This window comes from Nocardioides oceani, from assembly GCF_030412965.1.
Classification (GTDB): domain Bacteria; phylum Actinomycetota; class Actinomycetes; order Propionibacteriales; family Nocardioidaceae; genus Nocardioides; species Nocardioides oceani.
On the sequence record NZ_JAUHJQ010000002.1, the window covers coordinates 337,511 to 358,786 of the forward strand.

Sequence of the window (21,276 nt, forward strand, 5' to 3'; positions counted from 1 at the left end):
CCGTGCGCCACGTGACCGACGACGAGCGCCGGGCGCGGCTCGCGGTCCGTCACGGGCTGGTGCCGGGAGCGCGGGCGGCCGACGTCGCGGCGGCGACCTCGGCGATGACGGTCCTGCACGCGACCGAGCCGGCGACGCCGTACCTCTCGGCCTGGGCGCGCGTCGACGGCTTCGTGCGCGCCGACCTCGACCGGGCGGTCGAGGTCGACCGGACCCTGGTCAAGCAGCTGGCGATGCGCCGCACGCTCTTCCTCCACCCGCGCGAGCTGCTCCCGGCGGCGTGGGGGAGCGCCTCGGCGCGGGTGGCGGCCACCGAGCGGTCCCGGGTGGTCAAGGACGTCGTGGTCGAGGGGCTCGCCGCCGACGGCGAGGCCTGGTGGGCGGCGGTGCGCGCCGACGTCCTGGCGCTGCTGGCCGAGCACCCCGCCGGGCTGACCGCGGCCGAGCTCCGCGCTGCCGTGCCCGCCCTCGGCGGCTCACTGTTCACCGGGCGGGTGCTCACCGGCCTCGGCGCGGAGGCCCGGGTGGTCCGGGGGACGAACACCCAGCACTGGCGGGTCTCCCGGCCGCGCTGGACACTGCTGGAGCACTGGCTGGACGAGGTGCCGGCGCCGCTCCCGCCGGCCGAGGGGTACGCCGCTCTGGTGCGGCGCTGGCTGTGGTCCTTCGGCCCCGGCACCGAGGCCGACCTGGTCTGGTGGCTGGGCGCGACGAAGGGCGCGGTCCGCGCGGCGCTCGCCGCCGTCGGTGCGGTCCCGGTGGGGCTCGACGGCGGTGGCGCCGGCTGGCTGCTGCCCGAGGACCTCGACCCGGTCGTGGGCCCGGAGGACTGGGTCGCCCTGCTGCCCGTGCTGGACGCCACGGTGATGGGGTGGAAGGAGCGCGGCTGGTACCTCGGTCCGCACGCGCCCGCCCTGTTCGACCGCAACGGCAACGCCGGCACCACCGCCTGGTGGAACGGCCGGGTCGTCGGCTGCTGGGTCCAGGACGCCACCGGCGCCGTCGCCGTCCGGCTGGTCGAGGACGTGCCGGTGGCCGTCCGCGCCCGCCTCGACGTCGAGGCGGCACGGTTGAGCGGGTGGCTGGCGGGGGAGCGTGTCGGCACCGTCTACCCCTCGCCCGCCATGAGGCCCGCCCTGGAGGAGAGTCCGTGACCCTGCCCCCGCAGCCGCCGCCCCCACCGCCCGGCGGGTGGGCGCCGCCGCCCCCACCCGCGCCCACGCCGGGCCAGGCCACGACGGCGCTGGTGCTCGGCGTGCTGTCGCTGACTTGCTTCGGGTTCCTCACCGGCGTGCCGGCGATGATCCTCGGCAAGTCCGCCGAGCGGGAGATCGCGGCCTCGGGCGGGCGGCTCGGCGGGGCCGGTGTCGCGACCGCGGGCTTCGTCACCGGCCTGGTGGGCACGATCCTCTCCGCGTTGGCGCTGGTCGTCCTCGTCGGCATGGTCGTGGTCTTCGGGGTGGCGGTCGACCGGACCTTCGACGAGCTCGGCGAGATCACGCCGAGCCCCAGCGCCTGCGGCCCCGGTGGCCCGGCGTCCGGGGATCCGCTGCTCGAGGACTGCCGGCCGTAGGATCCGCGGGTGCGTCAGCAGCCCGAGCAGCAGGCCCCTCCCGTCCAGCGGCTGCGGATCCGGTACGCCAAGCGCGGCCGGCTCCGGTTCACCAGCCACCGCGACTTCAGCCGGGCCTTCGAGCGGGCCGTGTTCCGGGCGCGGGTGCCGATGGCGTACTCCTCCGGCTTCAACCCGCACCCCCGGATCTCCTACGCCGGCGCCGCGCCGACCGGGTCGGCCAGCGAGGCGGAGTACCTCGAGATCGCCCTCGCCGCGGTCGTCGACCCCGCCGACGTGCACGCCCAGCTCGAGGAGGCACTGCCGCCCGGGCTCGACGTGCTCGAGGTGGTGGAGTCCGCCGGCGGTTCGCTCGCCGACCTGCTCGAGGCCAGCCGCTGGTGGGCCGACGTGGCCGCCCAGCCGACCGAGGCGGCCACCGCCGTCGACGCGTTCCTCGCGGCGGGGTCGGTGACGGTCGGGCGGATGACCAAGAAGGGGCTGAGACAGCTGGACTGCCGGGTGCCGGTGGTGTCCCTGGTCGCGGTGCCGGCGCCCGAGGGCTCGGCGGCGGGCGCCCGGCTCGAGCTGGTGCTGCGACACGCCGTGCCCGCGGTCCGTCCCGACGACGTGCTCAGCGGCCTGGCGCAGGTCTCTGCCGTCGCGCTCGGCCCGGCGCCGCTGCTCACCCGGGTCGCGCAGGGCCCGCTCGACGAGGCGACCGGGGAGGTCCGCGACCCGCTGCACGCGCGGGCATGACCGCAACGCACGTGTGGTGTGCGATACTCGGCGACGGTCGACCCCGTCGACCCGACGACGTTCTCGCCTGGTCCGCAGCCTGTGGGCCGGCACGGTGGGTGCAGGTCGTCGCCAGACCGCGACGCGGCCGTGACAGGGCCCGGCGACCGCGGCAGGTGACCTCCCACACCCAGTGACGCACACCGCGGAGGGTGTCGCCGCCACCGAAGGCTTTGCGCCGTCGACCTTGAGCACCCGGGTGGGCGGCGTCTGACCGCCCGGTCGCCCTGCGGGGCCCGGGCCGAGGAGCAGCACATGGCTGACGACGACCTGCAGGTCGCCCCCACCGACACCACCGCCGAGGCGCCGGCCGGGACCACCCCCGCCGACCCGCCCGCGGAGGACGCGCCGCCGGCCAAGAAGGCCGCCGCGCGCAAGACCGCCGCCAAGAAGACGACGGCGAAGTCCAGCACCACCAAGAAGGCCGCGGCGAAGAAGGCCCCGGCCAAGCGGACCACCAAGAAGGCCGCCGCTGCCGGCGACGCCGAGCTCCCGATCGGGGACGCCGCTCCGGTCGAGGCGCCCGTCGACGTGCCGGTCGACGTGCCTGCTGAGGCGCCCGCCGAGGCCACCGGGGCTCCCCTGTCCGAGGAGGGCGCGCCGGCGAAGAAGGCCGCCGCGAAGCGGACCACGAAGAAGGCCGCCGCCAGGAAGGCCCCGGCCAGGAAAAAGGCCGCCGAGCCCGCCGTCGCCGAGCCGGTCGCGGAGCCGGTCGCGGAGCCGACTGTCGACGCGCCCGCCGCCGAGGCCCCCGCTCCTGAGGCTCCCGCTGCCGAGGCGGCCCGGTCCGCCGCCGTACCGCTCTTCCAGGCGCCCGAGCCCGTCAAGGCCCCCGCCCGCCGGACCCGCAAGCGGACGGCGCCCGCGCCCGAGCCGGCGCCGGTCGAGGAGCCGACCGACGAGGACGGGACCGACGCCGCGCTCACCGAGACCGGGCTCACCGAGACCGGGCCGGGCGAGCCGACCGTCGAGCCGCCGGCGGCCGAGACCGAGGCGCAGGCCGACGAGTCGGACGCCGCCGAGGACCAGGCCGAGGACCAGGCCGAGGACCAGGCCGAGGACCAGAACGAGGACCAGGACCAGGACGGCGAGGGTGGCGGCAACGGCCGTCGTCGCCGCCGCCGTGGTGGGCGTCGTCGCCGCAAGTCCGGCGGCGGGGACAACGGCGGATCCGCCGAGTCCGACGCGGATGCCGACTCCGACGACTCGGGCGCCGCGGCCGAGGACGCCGGCGAGACCGGCGCGGGGGAGACGTCCGGCGAGGAGACCTCCGAGCAGGACAAGGCCGACCAGGGCAAGGGCGACCAGGACAAGGGCGACGCGGAGTCCGGCGAGGGCTCCACCTCGCGGCGCCGGCGCCGTCGCCGCCGCTCCGGTGAGGGCGGGGACAACGGCGAGGGCGGCGACGACCCGGAGAAGACCGTCACCCGGGTCCGCCAGAGCCGCACGGGCGAGGACCAGATCACCGCCGTCTCCGGCTCCACCCGCCTGGAGGCGAAGAAGCAGCGCCGCCGCGAGGGCCGCGAGGCGGGCCGCCGGCGCGCCCCGATCGTGAGCGAGGCGGAGTTCCTCGCCCGCCGCGAGGCCGTCGACCGGGTCATGGTGATCCGCCAGCGCGAGGAGCTGACCCAGATCGGCGTGCTCGAGGACAAGGTCCTCGTCGAGCACTACGTCGCGCGGGAGTCCCAGACCTCGCTGATCGGCAACGTCTACCTCGGCCGCGTGCAGAACGTGCTGCCCTCCATGGAGGCGGCCTTCATCGACATCGGCAAGGGCCGCAACGCGGTGCTGTACGCCGGCGAGGTCAACTGGTCCGCGCTCGGCCACCGCGAGGGCCAGCCGCGCAAGATCGAGTCGGTCCTCTCCTCGGGCCAGTCAGTGCTCGTCCAGGTCACCAAGGACCCGATCGGCCACAAGGGCGCCCGGCTCACCAGCCAGATCAGCCTGGCCGGCCGGTTCCTGGTCTACGTGCCCGACGGCACCACCAGCGGCATCTCCCGCAAGCTCCCCGACACCGAGCGCAGTCGCCTCAAGGCGCTGCTCAAGGAGATCGTCCCCGACACCGCCGGCGTCATCGCGCGCACCGCGGCCGAGGGCGCCAGCGAGGACGAGCTGACCCGCGACGTCGAGCGGCTCAAGGCGCGCTGGGAGGACATCGAGAAGAAGGCCAAGGGCAGCGCCCCGCAGCTGCTGTACGGCGAGCCGGACCTCACCCTCAAGGTGGTCCGCGACCTGTTCACCGAGGACTTCTCCAAGCTCGTCATCGAGGGACCGGACGCCTGGGACACCGTCCAGGGCTACGTCGAGCACGTCGCGCCGGACCTCGCCGAGCGGCTCGAGCGGTACGAGCCGTCGGACAACGACGGCAGGGACGTCTTCGCGGCGTACCGGGTCGAGGAGCAGATCGCCAAGGCGCTCGACCGCAAGGTCTGGCTGCCGTCGGGCGGGTCGCTGATCATCGACCGCACCGAGGCGATGACGGTCATCGACGTCAACACCGGCAAGTTCACCGGCTCCGGGGGCAACCTGGAGGAGACGGTCACCAAGAACAACCTGGAGGCGGCCGAGGAGGTCGTGCGCCAGCTCCGGCTGCGCGACATCGGCGGCATCATCGTCGTCGACTTCATCGACATGGTCCTGGAGTCCAACCGCGACCTGGTGCTCCGCCGGCTGGTGGAGTGCCTGGGCCGCGACCGGACCCGGCACCAGGTCGCCGAGGTCACCTCCCTCGGCCTGGTGCAGATGACGCGCAAGCGGATCGGCACCGGCCTGGTGGAGTCGTTCAGCGAGAACTGCGAGCACTGCCAGGGCCGCGGCGTGGTCATCCACGAGGCGCCCGTCGAGCCGCGCAAGGCCGACGACGAGGGTCGCGGCCGCGGTGGCCGGCGCCGTGGCGGCAAGGGTCGCGACGACGACCAGCCGCAGCAGGGCGGCCAGCAGAGCAACCAGCAGGGCGGCCAGCAGGGCTCGGGCCGCAACGGCGGGCAGGACAAGCCGAACGGCGGCGGCGGCGGCGGCAAGGTGCCGACCCCGGCCGAGCTCGCCGCGATGGCGCGCCACGACGAGAAGCCCGAGGCCGACCGCGAGCCACAGGCCGAGGCGCCGGCGGAGACCGAGGCCGCGTCCGAGTCCCAGGTCGAGGCCGACCGCGAGCCGCAGGCGCAGCCGGAGCCGCAGGCGCCCCGCGTGGTGACCCGCACGCGTCGTCGCAGCGGGTCCCGGACGGCCGAGCCGGCCGCCGAGCAGCCGACGGAGCAGCCGACCGAGCAGCCGACCGAGCAGCCGGTGGCCGAGCCGGTCGCCGAAACCCTGGTGGAGCCCGTGGCCGAGCCCGTCGCGACGCCGGAGGCCGAGCAGCCGCTCGACCAGCCGGCCGCCGAGCCGGCAGCGCCGCGCGTGGTGACGCGGACGCGGCGCCGGGCGGCCAGCCGCCCGGCCGGCCAACCGGCCACCGTGACGGTGACCGAGCCGGTCTCCATCAGCGAGCCGGCCACGCCCGAGGCGCCGGCGACGGCCGAGGCCGTGGAGCCGGTCGACACCACCGCGGTGGTCACGCCGCCCGCGCCGAAGGTCGTCACCCGCACGCGGGGCCGCAGCGCGACCCGGCCCGCGGGTCCGCCCGCCGGCGGCGCGGCGGACGGTGCGGCGGACGGTGCGAGCGGCGGCGTCGGCCACGAGGGTCCGGCCGACGGCGTACCCACGACGGACGGCACCGGGTCGGGCGAGGGCGTGGACGAGCCCTCGGTCGAGCACGTGCCGGTGAAGAAGAAGGGCCCCCGCAAGCGCTGAACCGCGCGAGCGAGGGCTGACGGGGCGGCCGACCGGCGTTTTGCGGTCGCCGCCCCGCGTCCGTAGTATTGACCCTCGGTGCGCGCTGGACGGCGCGCCCTCTCTCCGTGCGGCGCGCAAGCGTGCGCGCCCGGGGACCCCGACGTAATGCAGAGACCGACGAAGGAGACCGCGGTGTACGCGATCGTGCGCGCAGGCGCCAAGCAGCAGAAGGTTGCCGTGGGCGACGTCATCGAGATCGACAAGGTCGCGACGGCCGCCGGTGACTCGGTCACCCTCCCCGTCGTGCTCGTGGTCGACGGCGACACCGTCACCTCCGACGCCGCGGCGCTGGACAAGGCGTCGGTGACCGTCGAGGTCGTCGGCGCCACCAAGGGCCCGAAGATCATCATCCAGAAGTACAAGAACAAGACCGGCTACAAGAAGCGCCAGGGTCACCGCCAGAAGTACACCCAGGTCAAGGTCACCGACATCTCCCTCTGAGCCTCACCGCTCGAGGTCAGCAACCCACACCCAAGGACACGACATGGCACACAAGAAGGGCGCGGCGTCGACCAAGAACGGTCGCGACTCCAACGCGCAGCGTCTGGGCGTCAAGCGCTTCGGCGGCCAGGCCGTCAACGCCGGCGAGATCATCGTCCGCCAGCGCGGCACCCACTTCCACCCGGGCAGCGGCGTCGGCCGCGGCGGCGACGACACGCTGTTCGCGCTGGTTCCCGGTGCGGTCGAGTTCGGCACCCGCCGGGGTCGTCGCGTCGTGAACATCGTCCCGGGCGAGTGACCTGAGGCGACACATCGTCGGTCGGCCCCGAGCCGACAACCGTTGGGCGCCCCGGTTCCGGGGCGCCCTTCGTCATTTCCACCCGGCGCACCGCCGCCAGAAGTAGGTAGATCCCATGGCCGTCCCCACGTTCGTCGACCGCGTGACCCTGCACGTCGCTGCCGGGCGCGGTGGGAACGGCGTCGCGTCCGTCCACCGCGAGAAGTTCAAGCCGCTCGGTGGCCCCGACGGCGGCAACGGCGGGCCGGGCGGGTCGGTGATCCTCCGGGTCGACCCGCAGGTCACCACGCTCGTCGACTACCACCACAGCCCCAAGCGCCGCGCCGAGCACGGCGGCCACGGCGCGGGCGCCCACCGCAACGGCGGCCACGGCGCCGACCTCGTGCTGCCCGTCCCCGACGGCACGGTCGTGGGCCTCCGCGACGGGACGGTCCTCGCCGACCTCGTCGGCGCCGGCACCGAGATGGTGATCGCGCAGGGCGGCCGCGGCGGCCTCGGCAACGCCGCGCTGGCCAGCAGCAAGCGCAAGGCGCCCGGCTTCGCGCTGCTCGGCGAGCCCGGCGAGGAGCTCGACATCGTGCTCGAGCTCAAGGTCGTCGCCGACATCGGCCTGGTCGGCTTCCCGAGCGCCGGCAAGTCCAGCCTGATCGCCGCGATCTCGCGGGCGCGGCCGAAGATCGCCGACTACCCGTTCACCACCCTGGTGCCCAACCTCGGCGTGGTGACCGCCGGCGACACGACGTTCACCGTCGCCGACGTGCCGGGCCTGATCGAGGGCGCCAGCGAGGGCCGCGGCCTCGGGCACGACTTCCTGCGCCACATCGAGCGGTGCGCGGCGATCGTGCACGTCATCGACACCGCCACCATCGAGCCGGGCCGCAACCCGCTCGACGACCTCGACGTCATCGAGAACGAGCTCCACCGGTACGGCGGCCTGGAGGACCGGCCGCGGCTGGTCGCGCTGAACAAGGTCGACGTCCCCGACGGCTCCGACCTCGCCGACATCACCATCGACGACCTGCGCGGGCGCGGCCTCACCGTCATCCCGGTCTCGGCCGCCTCCGGCGCCGGCCTGCGCGAGCTGACCTTCGCAATGGCCTCGATCGTCGAGGCCGCCCGCGCCGCGAAGCCGGTCGTGGAGACCAAGCGGATCGTGATCCGCCCGGCAGCGGCCGACGGCGGCGACGACTTCACCGTCACCGCCACCGGCGAGGGCTGGCGGGTGCGCGGCACCAAGCCCGAGCGCTGGGTGCGCCAGACCGACTTCAGCAACGACGAGGCCGTCGGGTTCCTCGCCGACCGGCTCAACCGGCTCGGCGTCGAGGACCGGCTGGTCAAGCTCGGCGCCGAGGAGGGCGACACTGTCCTCATCGGCCACCCCGACAACGCGGTCGTCTTCGACTTCAAGCCGGGGATGGAGGCCGGGGCGGAGATGCTCGGCCGGCGCGGCGAGGACCAGCGCTTCGACGAGTCCCGGCCCGCCGCGCGCCGCCGACGCGCGATCGACGAGCTGATGGACGAGCGCGCCGAGCACGAGACGCGCGCCGACGTGGCACGCCGGCTGGACCGGCCGGGCGGCCCGACGTCGTACGAGATCGGGAGCGCGGAGGACCCCGACTGGCACGAGGACGACCCCGGTGAGTGAGGCGGCGTCCGGCCGGGCCCAGGTCACCGACGCCCGGCGCGTCGTCGTCAAGGTCGGCTCCTCCTCGCTGACCACGGCCGCCGGCGGGATCGACCCGGCCCGGATGAGCCGCCTGGTCGACGTCCTGGTCGCCACCCGGGCGCGGGGCGCCGAGGTCGTGCTGGTCTCCTCCGGCGCGATCGCCGCAGGGCTCGCGCCGCTCGGCCTGCGCACGCGGCCGCGCGGCCTCGCGGCCCAGCAGGCGGCAGCGTCCGTGGGCCAGGGGCTGCTGGTGCACCGCTACACCGAGGAGCTGGCCCGCCACGGCGTCGTCGCCGGTCAGGTGCTGCTGACGGTCGACGACGTGACCCGGCGCTCGCACTACCGCAACGCCCACCAGACCTTCGCCAAGCTGCTCGAGCTGGCCGTCCTGCCGATCGTCAACGAGAACGACACGGTCGCCACCACCGAGATCCGGTTCGGCGACAACGACCGACTGGCCGCGCTGGTCGCGCACCTGGTCCACGCCGACCTGCTGGTGCTGCTCTCCGACGTCGACGGGCTGTACGACGCCGCGCCGTCGAGCCCCGGCAGCCGGCTGCTCACCGACGTGGCCTCCGAGGCCGACCTCGCCGCCGTGGACATCGGCGGCACCGGCGCGGCCGGCGTCGGCACCGGCGGCATGCAGACCAAGGTCGAGGCCGCCCGGATCGCCACCGGCGCCGGCATCCCGGTCGTGCTCACCTCCGCCGACCGCGCCGGCGAGGCGCTGGCGGGGGAGCAGGTCGGCACGCTCTTCCACGCCACCGGGCGGCGTCGCCCGACCCGGCTGCTGTGGCTGGCCCACGCCACCGAGCCGCTGGGCTCGCTGGTCCTCGACGCCGGCGCGGTCCGCGCGGTCGTCGAGCGGCGCGCCTCGCTGCTGGCCGCCGGGATCACCGCGGTCACCGGGTCCTTCCACGCCGGCGACCCCGTCGACGTCGTCGGGCCCGACGGGGTCCTGGTCGGCCGCGGCCTGGTGAACTTCGACAGCGACGAGCTGCCCGGCCTGCTCGGGCGCTCCTCGGGCGACCTCGCGCGGGAGCTCGGCGCGGCCTACGAGCGGGAGGTCGTCCACCGCGACGACCTCGCGCTCGTCTGAGGCGCCGGCCGGGATGCTGCGCCGCGCGCTCGGTGCCACCGGCTGGTGGCTGCGCGACCACCTCGGGCTGGTCCTGCTCGCGCTGGTCCTGGTGCCCGCGGCGGTGCTCACCGCGCTGCGGCTGACCGACCCGTCCTGGGGACCTGCGGTGCGGCTGACCTCGTTCGTCCCCTACGCCCTGCCCCTGTACGCCGCCGCGCTGGTGGTCGCCGGCATCCGGCACGCCCGGTGGCGGTCCCGGGTGCAGCTCGTGCCGGTGGTGCTCGCCGCCGCCGGCCTGGCCGCGCACGGGTGGTGGGTCGCGCCGTACTGGCTCGGTCCCAACCCGCCCGCCGCCCGCGGCGCCGACCCGCTGGTGGTCGTGACCTCGAACCTCTTCCAGGGCGAGGGCGACGCGCTCGGGCTGGTCGAGCTGGCGAGCGCCGAGGAGGCCGACCTGCTCGTGGTCAACGAGATCACCGGGCCGGCGCTGCGGCAGATGCGCTCGGCCGGGATCGACGACGTGCTGCCGTACGCGGTCGGCGGGCCCGAGGAGGACCCGGTGGTCGGCACGATGGTCTTCAGCCGGGTGCCGCTGTCCGAGCCGCGCCGGCTGGACACCCCGCTGGCGTCGTACAAGGTCGACGTCGGGGGACCGGGTGGGCTGACCCTGCTCGCGGTGCACCCGTCCGCGCCGCTCGACGCGGGGGACTGGCGCCGCGACCACGACACGTTGCGACGGGCCGCGGTGCGGGGCGGGGCCGACCTCGTCGTGGGTGACCTCAACGCCACCTTGGACCACGCGCCCCTGCGGCGGCTGGTCGACGCGGGCTACCGCGACGCCGTGGAGCTGGCCAACGCCGGCTTCCAGCCCACCTGGCCCGAGAACGGGCTGTTCGGGCCGCTCTCGTTCCTCCCCGCCCTCGTCCAGATCGACCACGTCCTGGTCGGCGAGGACCTGGCCGCCCGCTCCGCCCGGGCCGTCGCCCTCGGCGGCACCGACCACCGCGCGGTCGTCGCCGAGCTCGCACCCCAGTGACCCCCCGACCGCCGAGGTGGCGCCTGCGGGGCTGCCACCTCGGCGGGGGTGGAGGGGCGCGCCGTAGGCTGGGGGCGTCATGACCAGCAGGACCGTCTACCTCGACCACGCCGCGACCACCCCGATGGTCCCCGCGGCCGTCGAGGCGATGACCTCGCGGATGCTCGCGGTCGGCAACCCCAGCTCGCTGCACGCCTCGGGCCGGCACGCCCGGCGGGTGGTCGAGGAGTCGCGCGAGACGATCGCGCAGGCGATCGGCTGCCGGCCCGGTGAGGTGGTCTTCACCTCCGGCGGCACCGAGGCCGACAACCTGGCCGTGAAGGGCGTGTTCTGGGCCCGCCGCGACGCCGACCCGCGCCGCACCCGCGTGCTCACCACCGCCGTCGAGCACCACGCCGTCCTCGACACCGTGCACTGGCTCGAGGAGCACGAGGGCGCCGAGGTCGAGCTGCTGCCGGTCGACGCGCACGGGGTGCTCGACCTCGACGCGCTCCGCGCCAGCGTCGAGCGCGACCCCGCGAGCGTCGCCCTGGTCTCGGTGATGTGGGCCAATAACGAGGTCGGGTCGCTGCAGCCGGTCGAGGAGGTCGTCGCGACGGTCGCGCCGCACGGCATCCCGGTCCACACCGACGCCGTCCAGGCGGTCGGCCAGGTCCCCGTCGACTTCGCCCGCACCGGCGTCGACGCGCTGACGCTGACCGGGCACAAGGTCGGCGGGCCCTACGGCGTCGGCGCCCTGGTCGTACGTCGCGAGCTCGGCGTGACCCCGATCGTCCACGGCGGCGGGCAGGAGCGCGACATCCGCTCCGGCACGCTCGACGTGCCGGCGATCGCGGGCTTCGCCGCCGCGGTGGAGCTGGCGGTCAAGAACCAGGCCGAGCACGCCGCCCGCGTCTCCGCGCTCCGCGACGACCTCGTGCGCCGGGTCGTCGAGCAGGTGCCCGACGCCCACCTGCACGGCGCCCCGCTGGACGGCTCGGCGCCCGGGCGCCTGCCCGGCAACGCCCACCTGGGCTTCCCGGGCTGCGAGGGCGACTCGCTGCTGATGCTGCTCGACGCGCGCGGCGTCGAGTGCTCGACGGGCTCGGCGTGCAGCGCCGGCGTGCCGCAGGCCAGCCACGTGCTGCTCGCCATGGGCTGCGACGAGGAGTCCGCGCGGCACTCGCTGCGCTTCTCCCTGGGCCACACCAGCACCGCCGCGGACGTCGACGCGGTCGTCGAGGCCATCGCCCCCGTCGTCGAGCGGGCGCGGGCCGCACGCGCATGAGGGTCCTCGCCGCCATGTCCGGCGGCGTCGACTCCGCCGTCGCCGCCGCGCGTGCCGCCGAGGCCGGTCACGACGTCACCGGCGTGCACCTGGCCCTCTCGCGCAACCCCGCGTCGTACCGCTCCGGCGCGCGGGGCTGCTGCACCATCGAGGACAGCAACGACGCCCGCCGCGCGGCCGACGTCATCGGGATCCCGTTCTACGTCTGGGACATGAGCGAGCGGTTCCACGCCGACGTGGTCGAGGACTTCATGGACGAGTACGCCGCCGGGCGCACGCCCAACCCGTGCCTGCGGTGCAACGAGAAGATCAAGTTCGCCGCGGTGCTCGACCGGGCCCTGGCCCTCGGGTTCGACGCGGTCGCCACCGGCCACTACGCGCAGCTGCGCGAGGGGCCCGACGGCCTGGTCGAGATGCACCGCGCGGCCGACGGCGGCAAGGACCAGTCCTACGTCCTGGGCGTGCTCGACCAGGAGCAGCTGCGGCACTCGCTGTTCCCGCTCGGCGACACCCCGAAGTCCCGGGTCCGCGTGGAGGCGGCCGCCCGGGGGCTGCTCGTGGCCGACAAGCCCGACAGCCACGACATCTGCTTCGTCGCCGACGGCGACAACGCCGGCTGGCTGCGCGAGAAGCTCGGCGACCGGGCGCCCAACCACGGCGGCGACATCGTCGACGACGCGACCGGAGAGGTGCTCGGGAGCCACGAGGGCACCTACGGCTACACGATCGGCCAGCGCAAGGGCCTGCGGATCGGCACGCCGGCGCCCGACGGCAGGCCGCGGTTCGTGCTCGACATCGAGCCGGTCTCCGGCACGGTCCGCGTCGGCCCCCGGGAGCGGCTGGCGGTCACCCGCCTGCGCGGCATCCGACCGCGCTGGTGCGGCACCGTGCCGACCGCGCTCGACGGGCCCGGCGTGACCGTCCAGCTCCGCGCGCACGGCGACGAGCACCGCGCCCGGGTCGTCGTCACACCCGGCGGCGAGGTCGAGGTCGACCTGCTCGACCCGGCGTACGGCATCGCCCCCGGCCAGGCCGCCGTCGTCTACGACGGCACCCGGGTCGTCGGGTCCGCGACCATCGCCGCGACCGACCGGGTGCCCGCGTGAGCGGCGGGGTCCGGGCGACCGGTGTCGGGTCCCACCCGGGTGACGACCAGCGCTGGTTCGACGAGGCGGTCCGCGTGGTGCTCGGGGAGCTCGGCGAGGAGCCCGGCCTGCCGTACCTGCCCGAGGTGCCCGGCCGCGGGGCGACGGCCACCATGACCGGGCGCGGGCTGGCGGTCGTCGACGGGCTCGACGCCGACCTGCAGCCCGCCGGGTGGCGGCTCACCGGCTCCTCCGGCTCGCCGGGCCTCGACCACCGCCGTGCGTTCAGCCTGCTCGCCCAGGACCTCGACACGCTCGAGGAGCAGGCGCACGGACTGACCGGCGCGTTCAAGCTGCAGGTCGCCGGGCCGTGGACGCTCGCCGCCACCGTCGAGCGGCCCCGCGGCGACAAGCTGGTCGCCGACCACGGTGCCCGCCGCGAGCTGGCGCAGGCGCTCGCCGAGGGCGTGGGCGCGCACGTCGCCGACGTACGCCGCCGGCTGCCGTCGATCGAGCGGCTCGTCGTGCAGGTCGACGAGCCGGCGCTCGCCGCCGTGGTGACCGGCTCCGTCCCGACCGCCTCCGGCTTCGGCCGGCACCGCACCGTCGACCTGCCGGAGGCGTCCCAGGGCCTCGAGTGGGTGCTGGCAGCGATCGCCGACGCCGGCGCGGAGCCGTGGGTGCACGCGTGCGCCCCGGGCACGCCGTGGGGGCTGGTGCGCGGCGCCGGCGCCCGCGGGCTGTCGGTCGACGTCGAGGTGCTGGCCGCCGCCGACCACGACGTGCTGGCCGCGGCGCTCGAGGCGGGGGAGTCCGTCGCCCTGGGACTGGTGCCCGGCGCGGGTGGGGCGCTGCCGAGCGACGCGCACCTGACCGAGCGGGTGCTGCGGTGGCTCGACATGCTCGGGCTGGACCCCGCCGAGCTGCCGGGCCTGGTCGTCGCCCCGGCCTGCGGGCTGGCGGGCGCGGACGCGACGTACGCACGCGCGGCGCTCGCCCTGGTCAGGACGAGCGCCGCGAACGTGCGAGCGGGCTGAGCACAGCCCGGGGGATCAGCCGACGTGGACCCCGCCCTCGGGGCCGTCGGTCGCGAGCTCGGTGTGCTTGACGTCGAGCAGCGTCCAGATCAGCAGCGAGCCGACCAGGATCATCACGGCGCCGGCGAGGAACGCCGCGGTCGCCCCGTCGGTGAAGGAGCCGACGAACGAGAGGTAGCCGATCGTCCCGGCGTCTGCCTCGTTCCCGGCCGCCTGCGCCAGCTGCGGCGCGAGGTCGTCACCGGTGCGAGTGGCGAAGTGCAGCGAGACCGTGCTGAGGATGGCCAGGCCGAGCGCGCCGCCGACCTGCTGCATCGTGTTGAGCACGCCGGACCCGATGCCGGAGTCCTCCGCCTTGACGTGGTGCACCGCGGTGAGCGTCATGGGGACGAACGTCAGGCCCATGCCGACCGCCATCAGCAGGATGAACGGGAACAGCGAGGCCCAGTAGTTCAGGTCCGCGCCGACGTGGCCGTTGGTGGCGGTGAGCAGCGCCTGCGCGGAGTCGTCCACGTCCAGCCGGGAGAAGCCGAACAGCGCGACCGCAGCCATCAAGCTGCCGGTGCCGGCGATGTAGCGGGCGTCGATCCGGTTGACCAGGTTGGACGACAGGCCGGCGCCGATGACGATGCCGACCGAGAACGGCAGGAACGCGAAGCCGGTCCGCAGCGGGCTGTAGCCCACGACCTGCTGGATGAAGAGGCTCAGGAAGTAGAACATCGCGAACATCGCCGCGGGGACGAGCATCATCACCGCGAAGCTGGTGGCCCGGGTGCGGTTCTGGAAGATGCGCACCGGCAGGAGCGGGTGGGAGACGCGGGACTCCACGACGGCGAACGCGACGAGCAGCGCGACACCGGCGACCAGCGAGGCGATCGTCGTCGGGTCGCCCCAGCCGTGCGCCTCCTCACCGGCGCGGGTGAAGCCGAAGACCAGGGCGAGCAGGCCCAGGGTGCCGGTGACGGCGCCGGGGACGTCGAGCTGGCCGGGGTGCGACTCCGACTCGGGCAGGAAGCGCGGGGCGAGCAGGGCGGCGGCGATGCCGATCGGCACGTTGATCAGGAACGTCAGGCGCCAGCCGTTGAGGTCCACGCCGAAGAGGCTGTCGACGCCGAAGACGCTGTCGAGGCCGGTGAGCCAGCCGCCGAGGATAAGGCCGACCGCCGCGCCGGCGCCGGACATCGCGGCGTACACCGCGAAGGCGCGGTTGCGCTGCGGGCCGGCCGGGAACGTCGTGGTGATCAGCGCCAGGGCGGCGGGGGAGGCCAGCGCCGCGCCCAGGCCCTGGAGGCCGCGGGCGCCGAGCAGCAGCGGCTCGTTGGTCGCGAAGCCGCCCAGCAGGGAGGCGACGGCGAAGACGACGAGGCCGAGCATGAAGATCCGGCGCCGGCCGTAGAGGTCGCCGAGCCGGCCGCCGAGGAGCAGCAGGCCGCCGAAGGCGAGGGAGTAGCCGGTGACGATCCAGGTCAGGTTCGCCTCGCCGATGTCGAGGTCGGTCCCGATGTAGGGGAGCGCGATGTTGGCGATGCTCGCGTCGAGCACGACCATCAGCTGCGCGATGGAGATCAGCACGAGCGCCCAGCCCAGGTGCCGGGCGCGCCCCGTCCCGGGCTCGGCCGCCGCGTCGGCGGTGGTGGTGGTGTCGGACATGGGTGGTCCTCTTTCTCTTCTCAGTGGCCGTCGGTGGCGGCGGGCAGGACGATCTGGTCGATGACGCGGGCGACGAGCTCGGGGGTGGGCTCCTCGCCGAGGACGAAGACGCGGTGCAGGACGATCCCGGGCAGGGCCGCCTCGAGCAGGTCGAGGTCGGCGTCCGCGCGGACCTCACCACGGCGTACGGCGCGCTCCCACACCTCGCGGGAGGGCGCCTGCTTGAGGGGTACGACGTGCTCGCGCCAGGCGGCGGCGAAGTCGGCGTCGCGGGCGATGGCGGTGATGACGCTGGCGAAGAGACCGACCTGCTCGCGATCCATGAGGCCGTCCCCGGGACCGAAGCCGCAGAACAGCAGGGTCAGGTCCTCGCGGAGGCTGCCGGTGTCGGGGACCTCGGTCGGGGTCTTGGTCGAGTGCAGCGCCTCGACCACCAGCCGGGCCTTGCTGGACCAGCGCCGGTAGAGCGTGGCCTTCGACGCCCGGGCTCGGGTGGCCACCGCGTCCATGGTCAGCCGGTCGTAGCCGACGTCGCCGAGCACCTCGAGGGTCGCTGCAAGGATCTCCTGCTCGCGGTCGCCCTCGACGCGCGGTCGGGGAGCGTGCTCGGCGTCGGCGCCGGTCGGGACCATGGTGGGTCGTCCACCTCTCGTTCACCTGGACGAAACGGAACGGTTTCGTTCCATCGAGTAGCCAACCAGGCACCACCGACCGTTGTTCCCGCCGGTCTGGACCAGTCCGCCCCAGGTCCTCGCGGGCGCTCCTCGCAGCACTGTCGGAGGCGCCCGGCAAGATGTGTCCATGACCGACCCGACCCCGGCGAGCGAGGACGCCCGCGAGGAGCACCGGCGGCTGGCCGAGGAGATCGACGACGCCCGCTGGCGCTACTACGTCCTGGACTCACCGACGCTCTCCGACGCCGACTTCGACGCCCGGATGCGGCGGCTCGAGGAGCTCGAGGAGGAGCACCCCGAGCTGCGCACCCCCGACAGCCCGACGCAGAAGGTCGGCGGGGCGGTCTCGACCGAGTTCACCGCCGTCGACCACCTGCAGCGGATGGAGAGCCTCGACAACGCCTTCTCCACCGAGGAGCTCGAGGCGTGGTACGGCCGGCTGCGGCGCGACGGCGTGGAGGACCCCGCCCTGCTGTGCGAGCTCAAGGTCGACGGGCTCGCGATCAACCTGCTCTACGAGGACGGCCGCCTCGTCCGCGCGCTGACCCGCGGCGACGGCCGGACCGGCGAGGACGTCACGCCGAACGTCAAGACCATCGACTCGGTCCCGCACCGGCTCACTGACAGCGACGAGCACCCGGTCCCGCGGCTGGTCGAGGTGCGGGGCGAGGTGTTCCTGCCCGTCGAGGCGTTCGAGCGCCTCAACGAGGCGATGACCGACGCGGGCAAGCCGGTCTTCGCCAATCCCCGCAACGCGGCCGCCGGGTCGCTGCGCCAGAAGGACCCGCGCGTCACGGCCACCCGTGCGCTGGGCATGGTCTGCCACGGTCTCGGGAAGCGCGAGGGCTTCGAGCCGCGCGCCCAGTCGGCGGCGTACGACGCCTTGCGCGCGTGGGGGCTGCCCACCTCCGACCGCGCCCGCGTGGTCGAGTCGCTGGCCGAGGCGCAGGAGTTCATCGAGCACTACGGCGAGCACCGGCACGACGTCGAGCACGAGATCGACGGCGTCGTGCTCAAGGTCGACGACGTCGGCCAGCAGCGGCGGCTCGGGTCGACCAGCCGGGCGCCCCGGTGGGCGATCGCGTTCAAGTACCCGCCGGAGGAGGTCAACACCCTGCTCCACGCCATCGAGGTGCAGGTCGGCCGCACCGGCCGGGTCTCGCCGTTCGGGCGGATGGAGCCGACCCGCGTGGCGGGGTCGACGGTGGAGAAGGCCACGCTGCACAACGCCCACGAGGTCAAGCGCAAGGACGTGCGCCCCGGCGACACCGTCGTCCTGCGCAAGGCCGGCGACGTGATCCCCGAGATCGTCGGGCCGGTGCTGGCGCTGCGGCCCGAGGGCCTGCCGGAGTGGGTGATGCCGACCGAGTGCCCGGCCTGCGGGACGCCGCTGTACCAGCAGAAGGAGGGCGACCGGGACCTCCGCTGCCCCAACCACGAGTCCTGCCCCGCGCAGGCGCGCGAGCGCGTCTTCCACGTCGCCGGGCGCGGCGCCTTCGACATCGAGGGGCTCGGCTACGAGGCCGCGACCGCGTTGCTCGAGGCCGGCGTGATCGACAACGAGGGCGACGTCTTCGACATCGCGGAGGAGGGGCTGCTGCGGGCGCCGCTGTTCACCCGCGCGCCGAAGAAGGGCGAGGGCGACGGGCCGGTGCTCAACGCCAACGGCCAGCGCCTCCTCGCCAACCTGGGCGAGCGCAAGCAGGTGCCGCTGTGGCGGGTGCTCGTCGCGCTCTCCATCCGCCACGTCGGGCCGACCGCCGCGCGGGCGCTGGCGCAGGAGTTCGGGTCGATGGAGCGGATCCGGGCGGCGACCGAGGACGAGCTCGCCGCCGCCGAGGGGGTGGGGCCCACGATCGCCGAGGCGGTGATCGAGTGGTTCGGCGTCGACTGGCACGCCCAGATCGTGGAGAAGTGGACCGCCGCCGGCGTCTCGATGGCCGACGAGCGCGACGAGTCGACGCCGCGGACGCTCGAGGGGCTGACCGTGGTCGTCACCGGCTCGCTCGCCGGCTTCAGCCGCGACGAGGCCAAGGAGGCGATCCTCGCCCGGGGCGGCAAGGCGGCGGGGTCGGTCTCGAAGAAGACCGACTTCGTGGTCGTCGGGGAGAACGCCGGCTCCAAGGCCGACAAGGCCGAGCAGCTGGGCCTGCCGGTGCTCGACGAGGACGGCTTCCGCGCCCTGCTCGAGGGTGGCCCGGACGCCGTGCGCCCGCCCGAGGCCGACGCGGAGTCCGACGCTGAGTCCGAGCCCGAGCCCGAGCCCGAGCCCGCGCCGGAGCCTGCCGAGGGCTGAGCCGCCCCCGGCAGGCGCGCGTCACGCCTCGTACAGGCTGCCGGCGACGCGCAGCCCCGCGTCGTCGACGGTGACCGCGGTGGGCTCGCAGGTGCCGGCGTCGTCGCAGACCTCGACGGCTTCCTCGCTGACCACGACCAGGTGGCCGTCGGTGGTCCAGCCGGACCCGGAGGCGCCGTCCAGGGCGACCTCGCTGCGCCGACCGGTCTCGAGGTCCACGAGCACGCCGTCCTCGGTGAACCGGCAGCGGTCATCGTCCTGGCACATCCGGTAGCCGTGCAGCAGGGCCGTGCTGCCGTCGGGGGACAGGCTGGCCAGCTGGTCGGGAGCGGTGGTCACGAGCGGATCCGCGCTGCCGACGACGTCCACGACGGCCTCGGCCTCCGTTCCCCGCGGTCCGTCGAAGACGTCGATGACCTCGCGGCCGCCGCGGACCGCGGGCATCGTGCTGCCGGGGAGCGTGCTGGTGCTGACCTCGCCCGAGCGCCAGTCGACCGCGAGGGTCGCCTCGTCGAGCCCGACGTACACGGTGTCCCCGTCGAGGGCGACGGGCGGGGACACCCAGCCGGCCCAGGTGAAGGCGCCCTCGACCGGGACGGAGCGCACCTCCTCGCCGCTGCGCACGTCGCGGAGCACCACCTCCCAGCTGCGCGCGTCCCCGCCGGAGCGGGTGTAGGCGATCAGGGGCAGGGACGGGTCGGTGCTGGCGACCCGGTCGCCGAGGTCGAGGTCGAACGTCGTGGGCTCGCCGTCGCCGTCGACGAGCTCGTAGTGGTGGTCGTCCTGCCCGGCCGAGGACGTGGCGCCGGTCCGCACGAGCACGCCGGCGGAGGTGTAGTACAGCGACGTCACCACCCCCTCGACCTCCACGCTCGAGCCGTCGTCGAGGTGGACGGTCGACCCCGAGCCGACCGCCCAGGTGATCCCCGGCTGCGCGGCCACCGGCAGGTCGACGACTCGGTCGGCCGGGTCGTCGCCGCCGGTCGCCACCAGGGCGGTGCCACCGACGAGGGCCAGGATGGCGAGCGCGGCGGCGCCCGACGCGGCGCGGCCGCGACGCCGGAGCCGACGACCGCCTGCGAGCACGGCGGCGGCGTCGGCGGGCGGCACGCGGAGCTCGTCGGCCTCGGCGCGGAGGAGGGCGGAGAGACGGTCAGTCACGGTGGGCTCCTGAGGTGTGCGGGACGACGGCGTCGCCGAGCAGCACGCGCAGCCGGGCGAGGGCGTCGGAGGTCTGGCTCTTGACGGTCCCCTCGCTGCACCCGAGCGCAGCGGCGACCTGGGCGACCGAGAGGTCGTCGTAGTAGCGGAGCACCACGACCGCGCGCTGGCGCGGGGCGAGGCGGGCGAGGGCGGCCACGAGCGTCGGGCGGTCCGCGGGGTCGGCGGCGGGTGCGACGTGCTCGGGCAGCTCGCCGGTCGGGCGCTCGTTGCGCCAGCCGCGCTTGCGGAACCACGAGCCGGCGGTGTTCACCAGGACGGTCCGGGCGTACGCCGGGGCCGCCTCGACCGTGCGCACCCGCGACCACGAGGCGTAGGTCTTGGCGAGGGCCGTCTGCACGAGGTCCTCGGCCTCGGCGCGGTCGCCGAGGAGGAGGTACGCCGTGCGGTACAGCGAGGGCCACGTCGCGTGGACGAGCTCGCCGAACTCGGCGTCGGAGGGTGGTCGTGGCACGGGCGGCTCCTGTCGGGAGGTGTCTACCCGAACAGATGCCGCGGCGACCAGGATCGGTTGGGCCGCCCGGCGGCGTACGTCCCAGCCGTCGCACTTCTCAGGGAAGTCCTGCACTTCTCAGGGGGGATCTCCCCTGAAAGGTGCAGGAGTCCCCGGTTGACCGGGGACTCCTGCAGCGGTGGAGCGAGGTGGAGCGAAGGCTCAGCCGGCCAGCTTCTCGGCCACGGTGAGGGCGCGGACGACCAGGTGGTCGAGGGCGGCGAGGTCGTGCTCGTCGAGCTCGGTGGACTGGCCGGTGACCTTGCCGACGCCGTACGGGTTGCCGTCGTTGAACTTCAGCTGGTCGGTGTAGCCCGGCGGGACGATGATGCCGCCGAAGTGGGCGAAGGTGGTGTGCATCGCCAGCAGCGTGGACTCCTGGCCGCCGTGGCGGGTCTGGGAGGACGTGAAGGCGGTGTAGACCTTGTCGGCCAGCTTGCCCTGTGCCCACAGCGGGCCGAGGGTGTCGATGAAGGACTGCAGCTGGCTGGTCACGTGGCCGTAGCGGGTCGGCGAGCCGAACACCACGGCGTCGGCCCAGTCGAGGTCCTCGGGCGTGGCGACCGGCTGGCCCTCGACCTCGCGCCGGTGGGCGGCCCACGCCTCCTGGCCCTCGACGACCTCGGTCGGCGCGGTCTCGGCGACGTGGCGCAGGCGCACCTCGGCGCCCTGCTTCTCGGCGGCCTCGGCGATGCGCTGCGCCATGCGGTGGGTCGTGCCGTAGGAGGAGTAGTAGACGATCGTGAGCTTGGTGCTCGGCATGCGGGGGCTCCGTCCGGGTCGGGAGTCGTCTCGTTGACCTTTCAACATTCCGGTGCCCGACCGGCGACGAGGCAAACCGGCCGGGATC

18 protein-coding genes are annotated in these 21,276 nt (G+C 74.9%); 13 read left to right on the forward strand and 5 right to left on the reverse strand.

Features of this window, described 5'->3' with window-relative positions; all coding sequences use genetic code 11:
* Positions 1-2 precede the first annotated feature (2 nt).
* The 12 genes from QWY28_RS07160 (at position 3) to QWY28_RS07215 (ending at position 14,092) form a co-directional block, all read left to right on the forward strand.
* Positions 3-1,154, forward strand: a complete 1,152-nt coding sequence (locus tag QWY28_RS07160) for a winged helix DNA-binding domain-containing protein (RefSeq protein WP_300951631.1) — start codon at positions 3-5, stop codon at positions 1,152-1,154.
* Entirely contained in the window at positions 1,151-1,573 is a 423-nt protein-coding gene (locus QWY28_RS07165) for a DUF4190 domain-containing protein (protein WP_300951632.1), read from the forward strand. The genes QWY28_RS07160 and QWY28_RS07165 overlap by 4 nt, the downstream gene beginning before the upstream one ends.
* Before the next feature lie 9 nt (positions 1,574-1,582).
* Positions 1,583-2,311 carry a TIGR03936 family radical SAM-associated protein gene (locus tag QWY28_RS07170; protein ID WP_300951633.1) on the forward strand — a complete coding sequence of 243 codons (729 nt, stop codon included), beginning with the start codon at positions 1,583-1,585 and terminating at the stop codon, positions 2,309-2,311.
* A 294-nt stretch (positions 2,312-2,605) separates the two neighbouring features.
* On the forward strand, positions 2,606-6,139 hold the full coding sequence (locus tag QWY28_RS07175) for an Rne/Rng family ribonuclease (protein WP_300951634.1): 3,534 nt from the start codon (positions 2,606-2,608) through the stop codon (positions 6,137-6,139).
* 174 nt (positions 6,140-6,313) lie between these two features.
* Positions 6,314-6,622 carry a 50S ribosomal protein L21 gene (gene rplU, locus QWY28_RS07180; RefSeq protein WP_300952284.1) on the forward strand — a complete coding sequence of 103 codons (309 nt, stop codon included), beginning with the start codon at positions 6,314-6,316 and terminating at the stop codon, positions 6,620-6,622.
* Between the two features lie 43 nt (positions 6,623-6,665).
* Positions 6,666-6,920, forward strand: a complete 255-nt coding sequence (rpmA, locus tag QWY28_RS07185) for a 50S ribosomal protein L27 (RefSeq protein WP_166189404.1) — start codon at positions 6,666-6,668, stop codon at positions 6,918-6,920.
* Positions 6,921-7,035: 115 nt separating this feature from the next.
* Positions 7,036-8,565 (forward strand): GTPase ObgE, encoded by a 1,530-nt coding sequence (gene obgE, locus QWY28_RS07190; protein ID WP_300951636.1) that lies wholly within the window; start codon positions 7,036-7,038, stop codon positions 8,563-8,565.
* Positions 8,558-9,685: a glutamate 5-kinase gene (gene proB / locus QWY28_RS07195; RefSeq protein ID WP_300951637.1), complete on the forward strand. Its 1,128-nt coding sequence runs from the start codon at positions 8,558-8,560 to the stop codon at positions 9,683-9,685. The genes obgE and proB overlap by 8 nt, the downstream gene beginning before the upstream one ends.
* A gap of 13 nt (positions 9,686-9,698) precedes the next feature.
* On the forward strand, positions 9,699-10,703 hold the full coding sequence (locus QWY28_RS07200; RefSeq protein ID WP_300951638.1) for an endonuclease/exonuclease/phosphatase family protein: 1,005 nt from the start codon (positions 9,699-9,701) through the stop codon (positions 10,701-10,703).
* A gap of 79 nt (positions 10,704-10,782) precedes the next feature.
* Entirely contained in the window at positions 10,783-11,970 is a 1,188-nt protein-coding gene (locus tag QWY28_RS07205) for a cysteine desulfurase family protein (protein ID WP_300951640.1), read from the forward strand.
* The gene (mnmA, locus tag QWY28_RS07210; protein WP_300951641.1) at positions 11,967-13,076 is read left to right on the forward strand and encodes a tRNA 2-thiouridine(34) synthase MnmA; all 1,110 of its coding nucleotides are present in this window, start codon (positions 11,967-11,969) and stop codon (positions 13,074-13,076) included. The genes QWY28_RS07205 and mnmA overlap by 4 nt, the downstream gene beginning before the upstream one ends.
* Complete coding sequence (locus QWY28_RS07215; RefSeq protein WP_300951642.1) at positions 13,073-14,092, forward strand: uroporphyrinogen decarboxylase/cobalamine-independent methonine synthase family protein; 1,020 nt, start codon at positions 13,073-13,075, stop codon at positions 14,090-14,092. The genes mnmA and QWY28_RS07215 overlap by 4 nt, the downstream gene beginning before the upstream one ends.
* Positions 14,093-14,107: 15 nt before the next feature.
* On the opposite strand, the gene QWY28_RS07220 is transcribed toward QWY28_RS07215, so the two are convergent.
* The gene (locus QWY28_RS07220) at positions 14,108-15,742 is read right to left on the reverse strand and encodes an MFS transporter (protein ID WP_300951643.1); all 1,635 of its coding nucleotides are present in this window, start codon (positions 15,740-15,742) and stop codon (positions 14,108-14,110) included.
* Positions 15,743-15,762: 20 nt separating this feature from the next.
* Positions 15,763-16,374, reverse strand: a complete 612-nt coding sequence (locus QWY28_RS07225) for a TetR/AcrR family transcriptional regulator (protein WP_300951644.1) — start codon at positions 16,372-16,374, stop codon at positions 15,763-15,765.
* A gap of 169 nt (positions 16,375-16,543) precedes the next feature.
* On the opposite strand from QWY28_RS07225, the gene ligA reads away from it, so the two are divergent.
* Positions 16,544-18,712 (forward strand): NAD-dependent DNA ligase LigA, encoded by a 2,169-nt coding sequence (gene ligA, locus QWY28_RS07230; protein WP_300951645.1) that lies wholly within the window; start codon positions 16,544-16,546, stop codon positions 18,710-18,712.
* Positions 18,713-18,733: 21 nt separating this feature from the next.
* On the opposite strand, the gene QWY28_RS07235 is transcribed toward ligA, so the two are convergent.
* From QWY28_RS07235 to wrbA, 3 genes are all read right to left on the reverse strand, one after another.
* The gene (locus QWY28_RS07235) at positions 18,734-19,873 is read right to left on the reverse strand and encodes a hypothetical protein (RefSeq protein ID WP_300951646.1); all 1,140 of its coding nucleotides are present in this window, start codon (positions 19,871-19,873) and stop codon (positions 18,734-18,736) included.
* On the reverse strand, positions 19,866-20,387 hold the full coding sequence (locus tag QWY28_RS07240) for a SigE family RNA polymerase sigma factor (protein WP_300951647.1): 522 nt from the start codon (positions 20,385-20,387) through the stop codon (positions 19,866-19,868). Before QWY28_RS07240 ends, QWY28_RS07235 begins: the two co-directional genes overlap by 8 nt.
* 201 nt (positions 20,388-20,588) lie before the next feature.
* Positions 20,589-21,188 (reverse strand): NAD(P)H:quinone oxidoreductase, encoded by a 600-nt coding sequence (wrbA, locus tag QWY28_RS07245; protein ID WP_300951648.1) that lies wholly within the window; start codon positions 21,186-21,188, stop codon positions 20,589-20,591.
* Positions 21,189-21,276 lie beyond the last annotated feature (88 nt).

What these genes read in the sequence shown, in the direction of transcription:
- QWY28_RS07175 (WP_300951634.1), top strand. Translation starts at nt 2,606, where the DNA reads ATGGCTGACGACGACCTGCAGGTCGCCCCCACCGACACCACCGCCGAG.
- rpmA (WP_166189404.1), top strand. Translation starts at nt 6,666, where the DNA reads ATGGCACACAAGAAGGGCGCGGCGTCGACCAAGAACGGTCGCGACTCC.
- obgE (WP_300951636.1), top strand. Translation starts at nt 7,036, where the DNA reads ATGGCCGTCCCCACGTTCGTCGACCGCGTGACCCTGCACGTCGCTGCC.
- QWY28_RS07200 (WP_300951638.1), top strand. Translation starts at nt 9,699, where the DNA reads ATGCTGCGCCGCGCGCTCGGTGCCACCGGCTGGTGGCTGCGCGACCAC.
- QWY28_RS07205 (WP_300951640.1), top strand. Translation starts at nt 10,783, where the DNA reads ATGACCAGCAGGACCGTCTACCTCGACCACGCCGCGACCACCCCGATG.
- mnmA (WP_300951641.1), top strand. Translation starts at nt 11,967, where the DNA reads ATGAGGGTCCTCGCCGCCATGTCCGGCGGCGTCGACTCCGCCGTCGCC.
- QWY28_RS07220 (WP_300951643.1), bottom strand. Translation starts at nt 15,742, where the DNA reads ATGTCCGACACCACCACCACCGCCGACGCGGCGGCCGAGCCCGGGACG.
- QWY28_RS07225 (WP_300951644.1), bottom strand. Translation starts at nt 16,374, where the DNA reads ATGGTCCCGACCGGCGCCGACGCCGAGCACGCTCCCCGACCGCGCGTC.
- ligA (WP_300951645.1), top strand. Translation starts at nt 16,544, where the DNA reads ATGACCGACCCGACCCCGGCGAGCGAGGACGCCCGCGAGGAGCACCGG.
- wrbA (WP_300951648.1), bottom strand. Translation starts at nt 21,188, where the DNA reads ATGCCGAGCACCAAGCTCACGATCGTCTACTACTCCTCCTACGGCACG.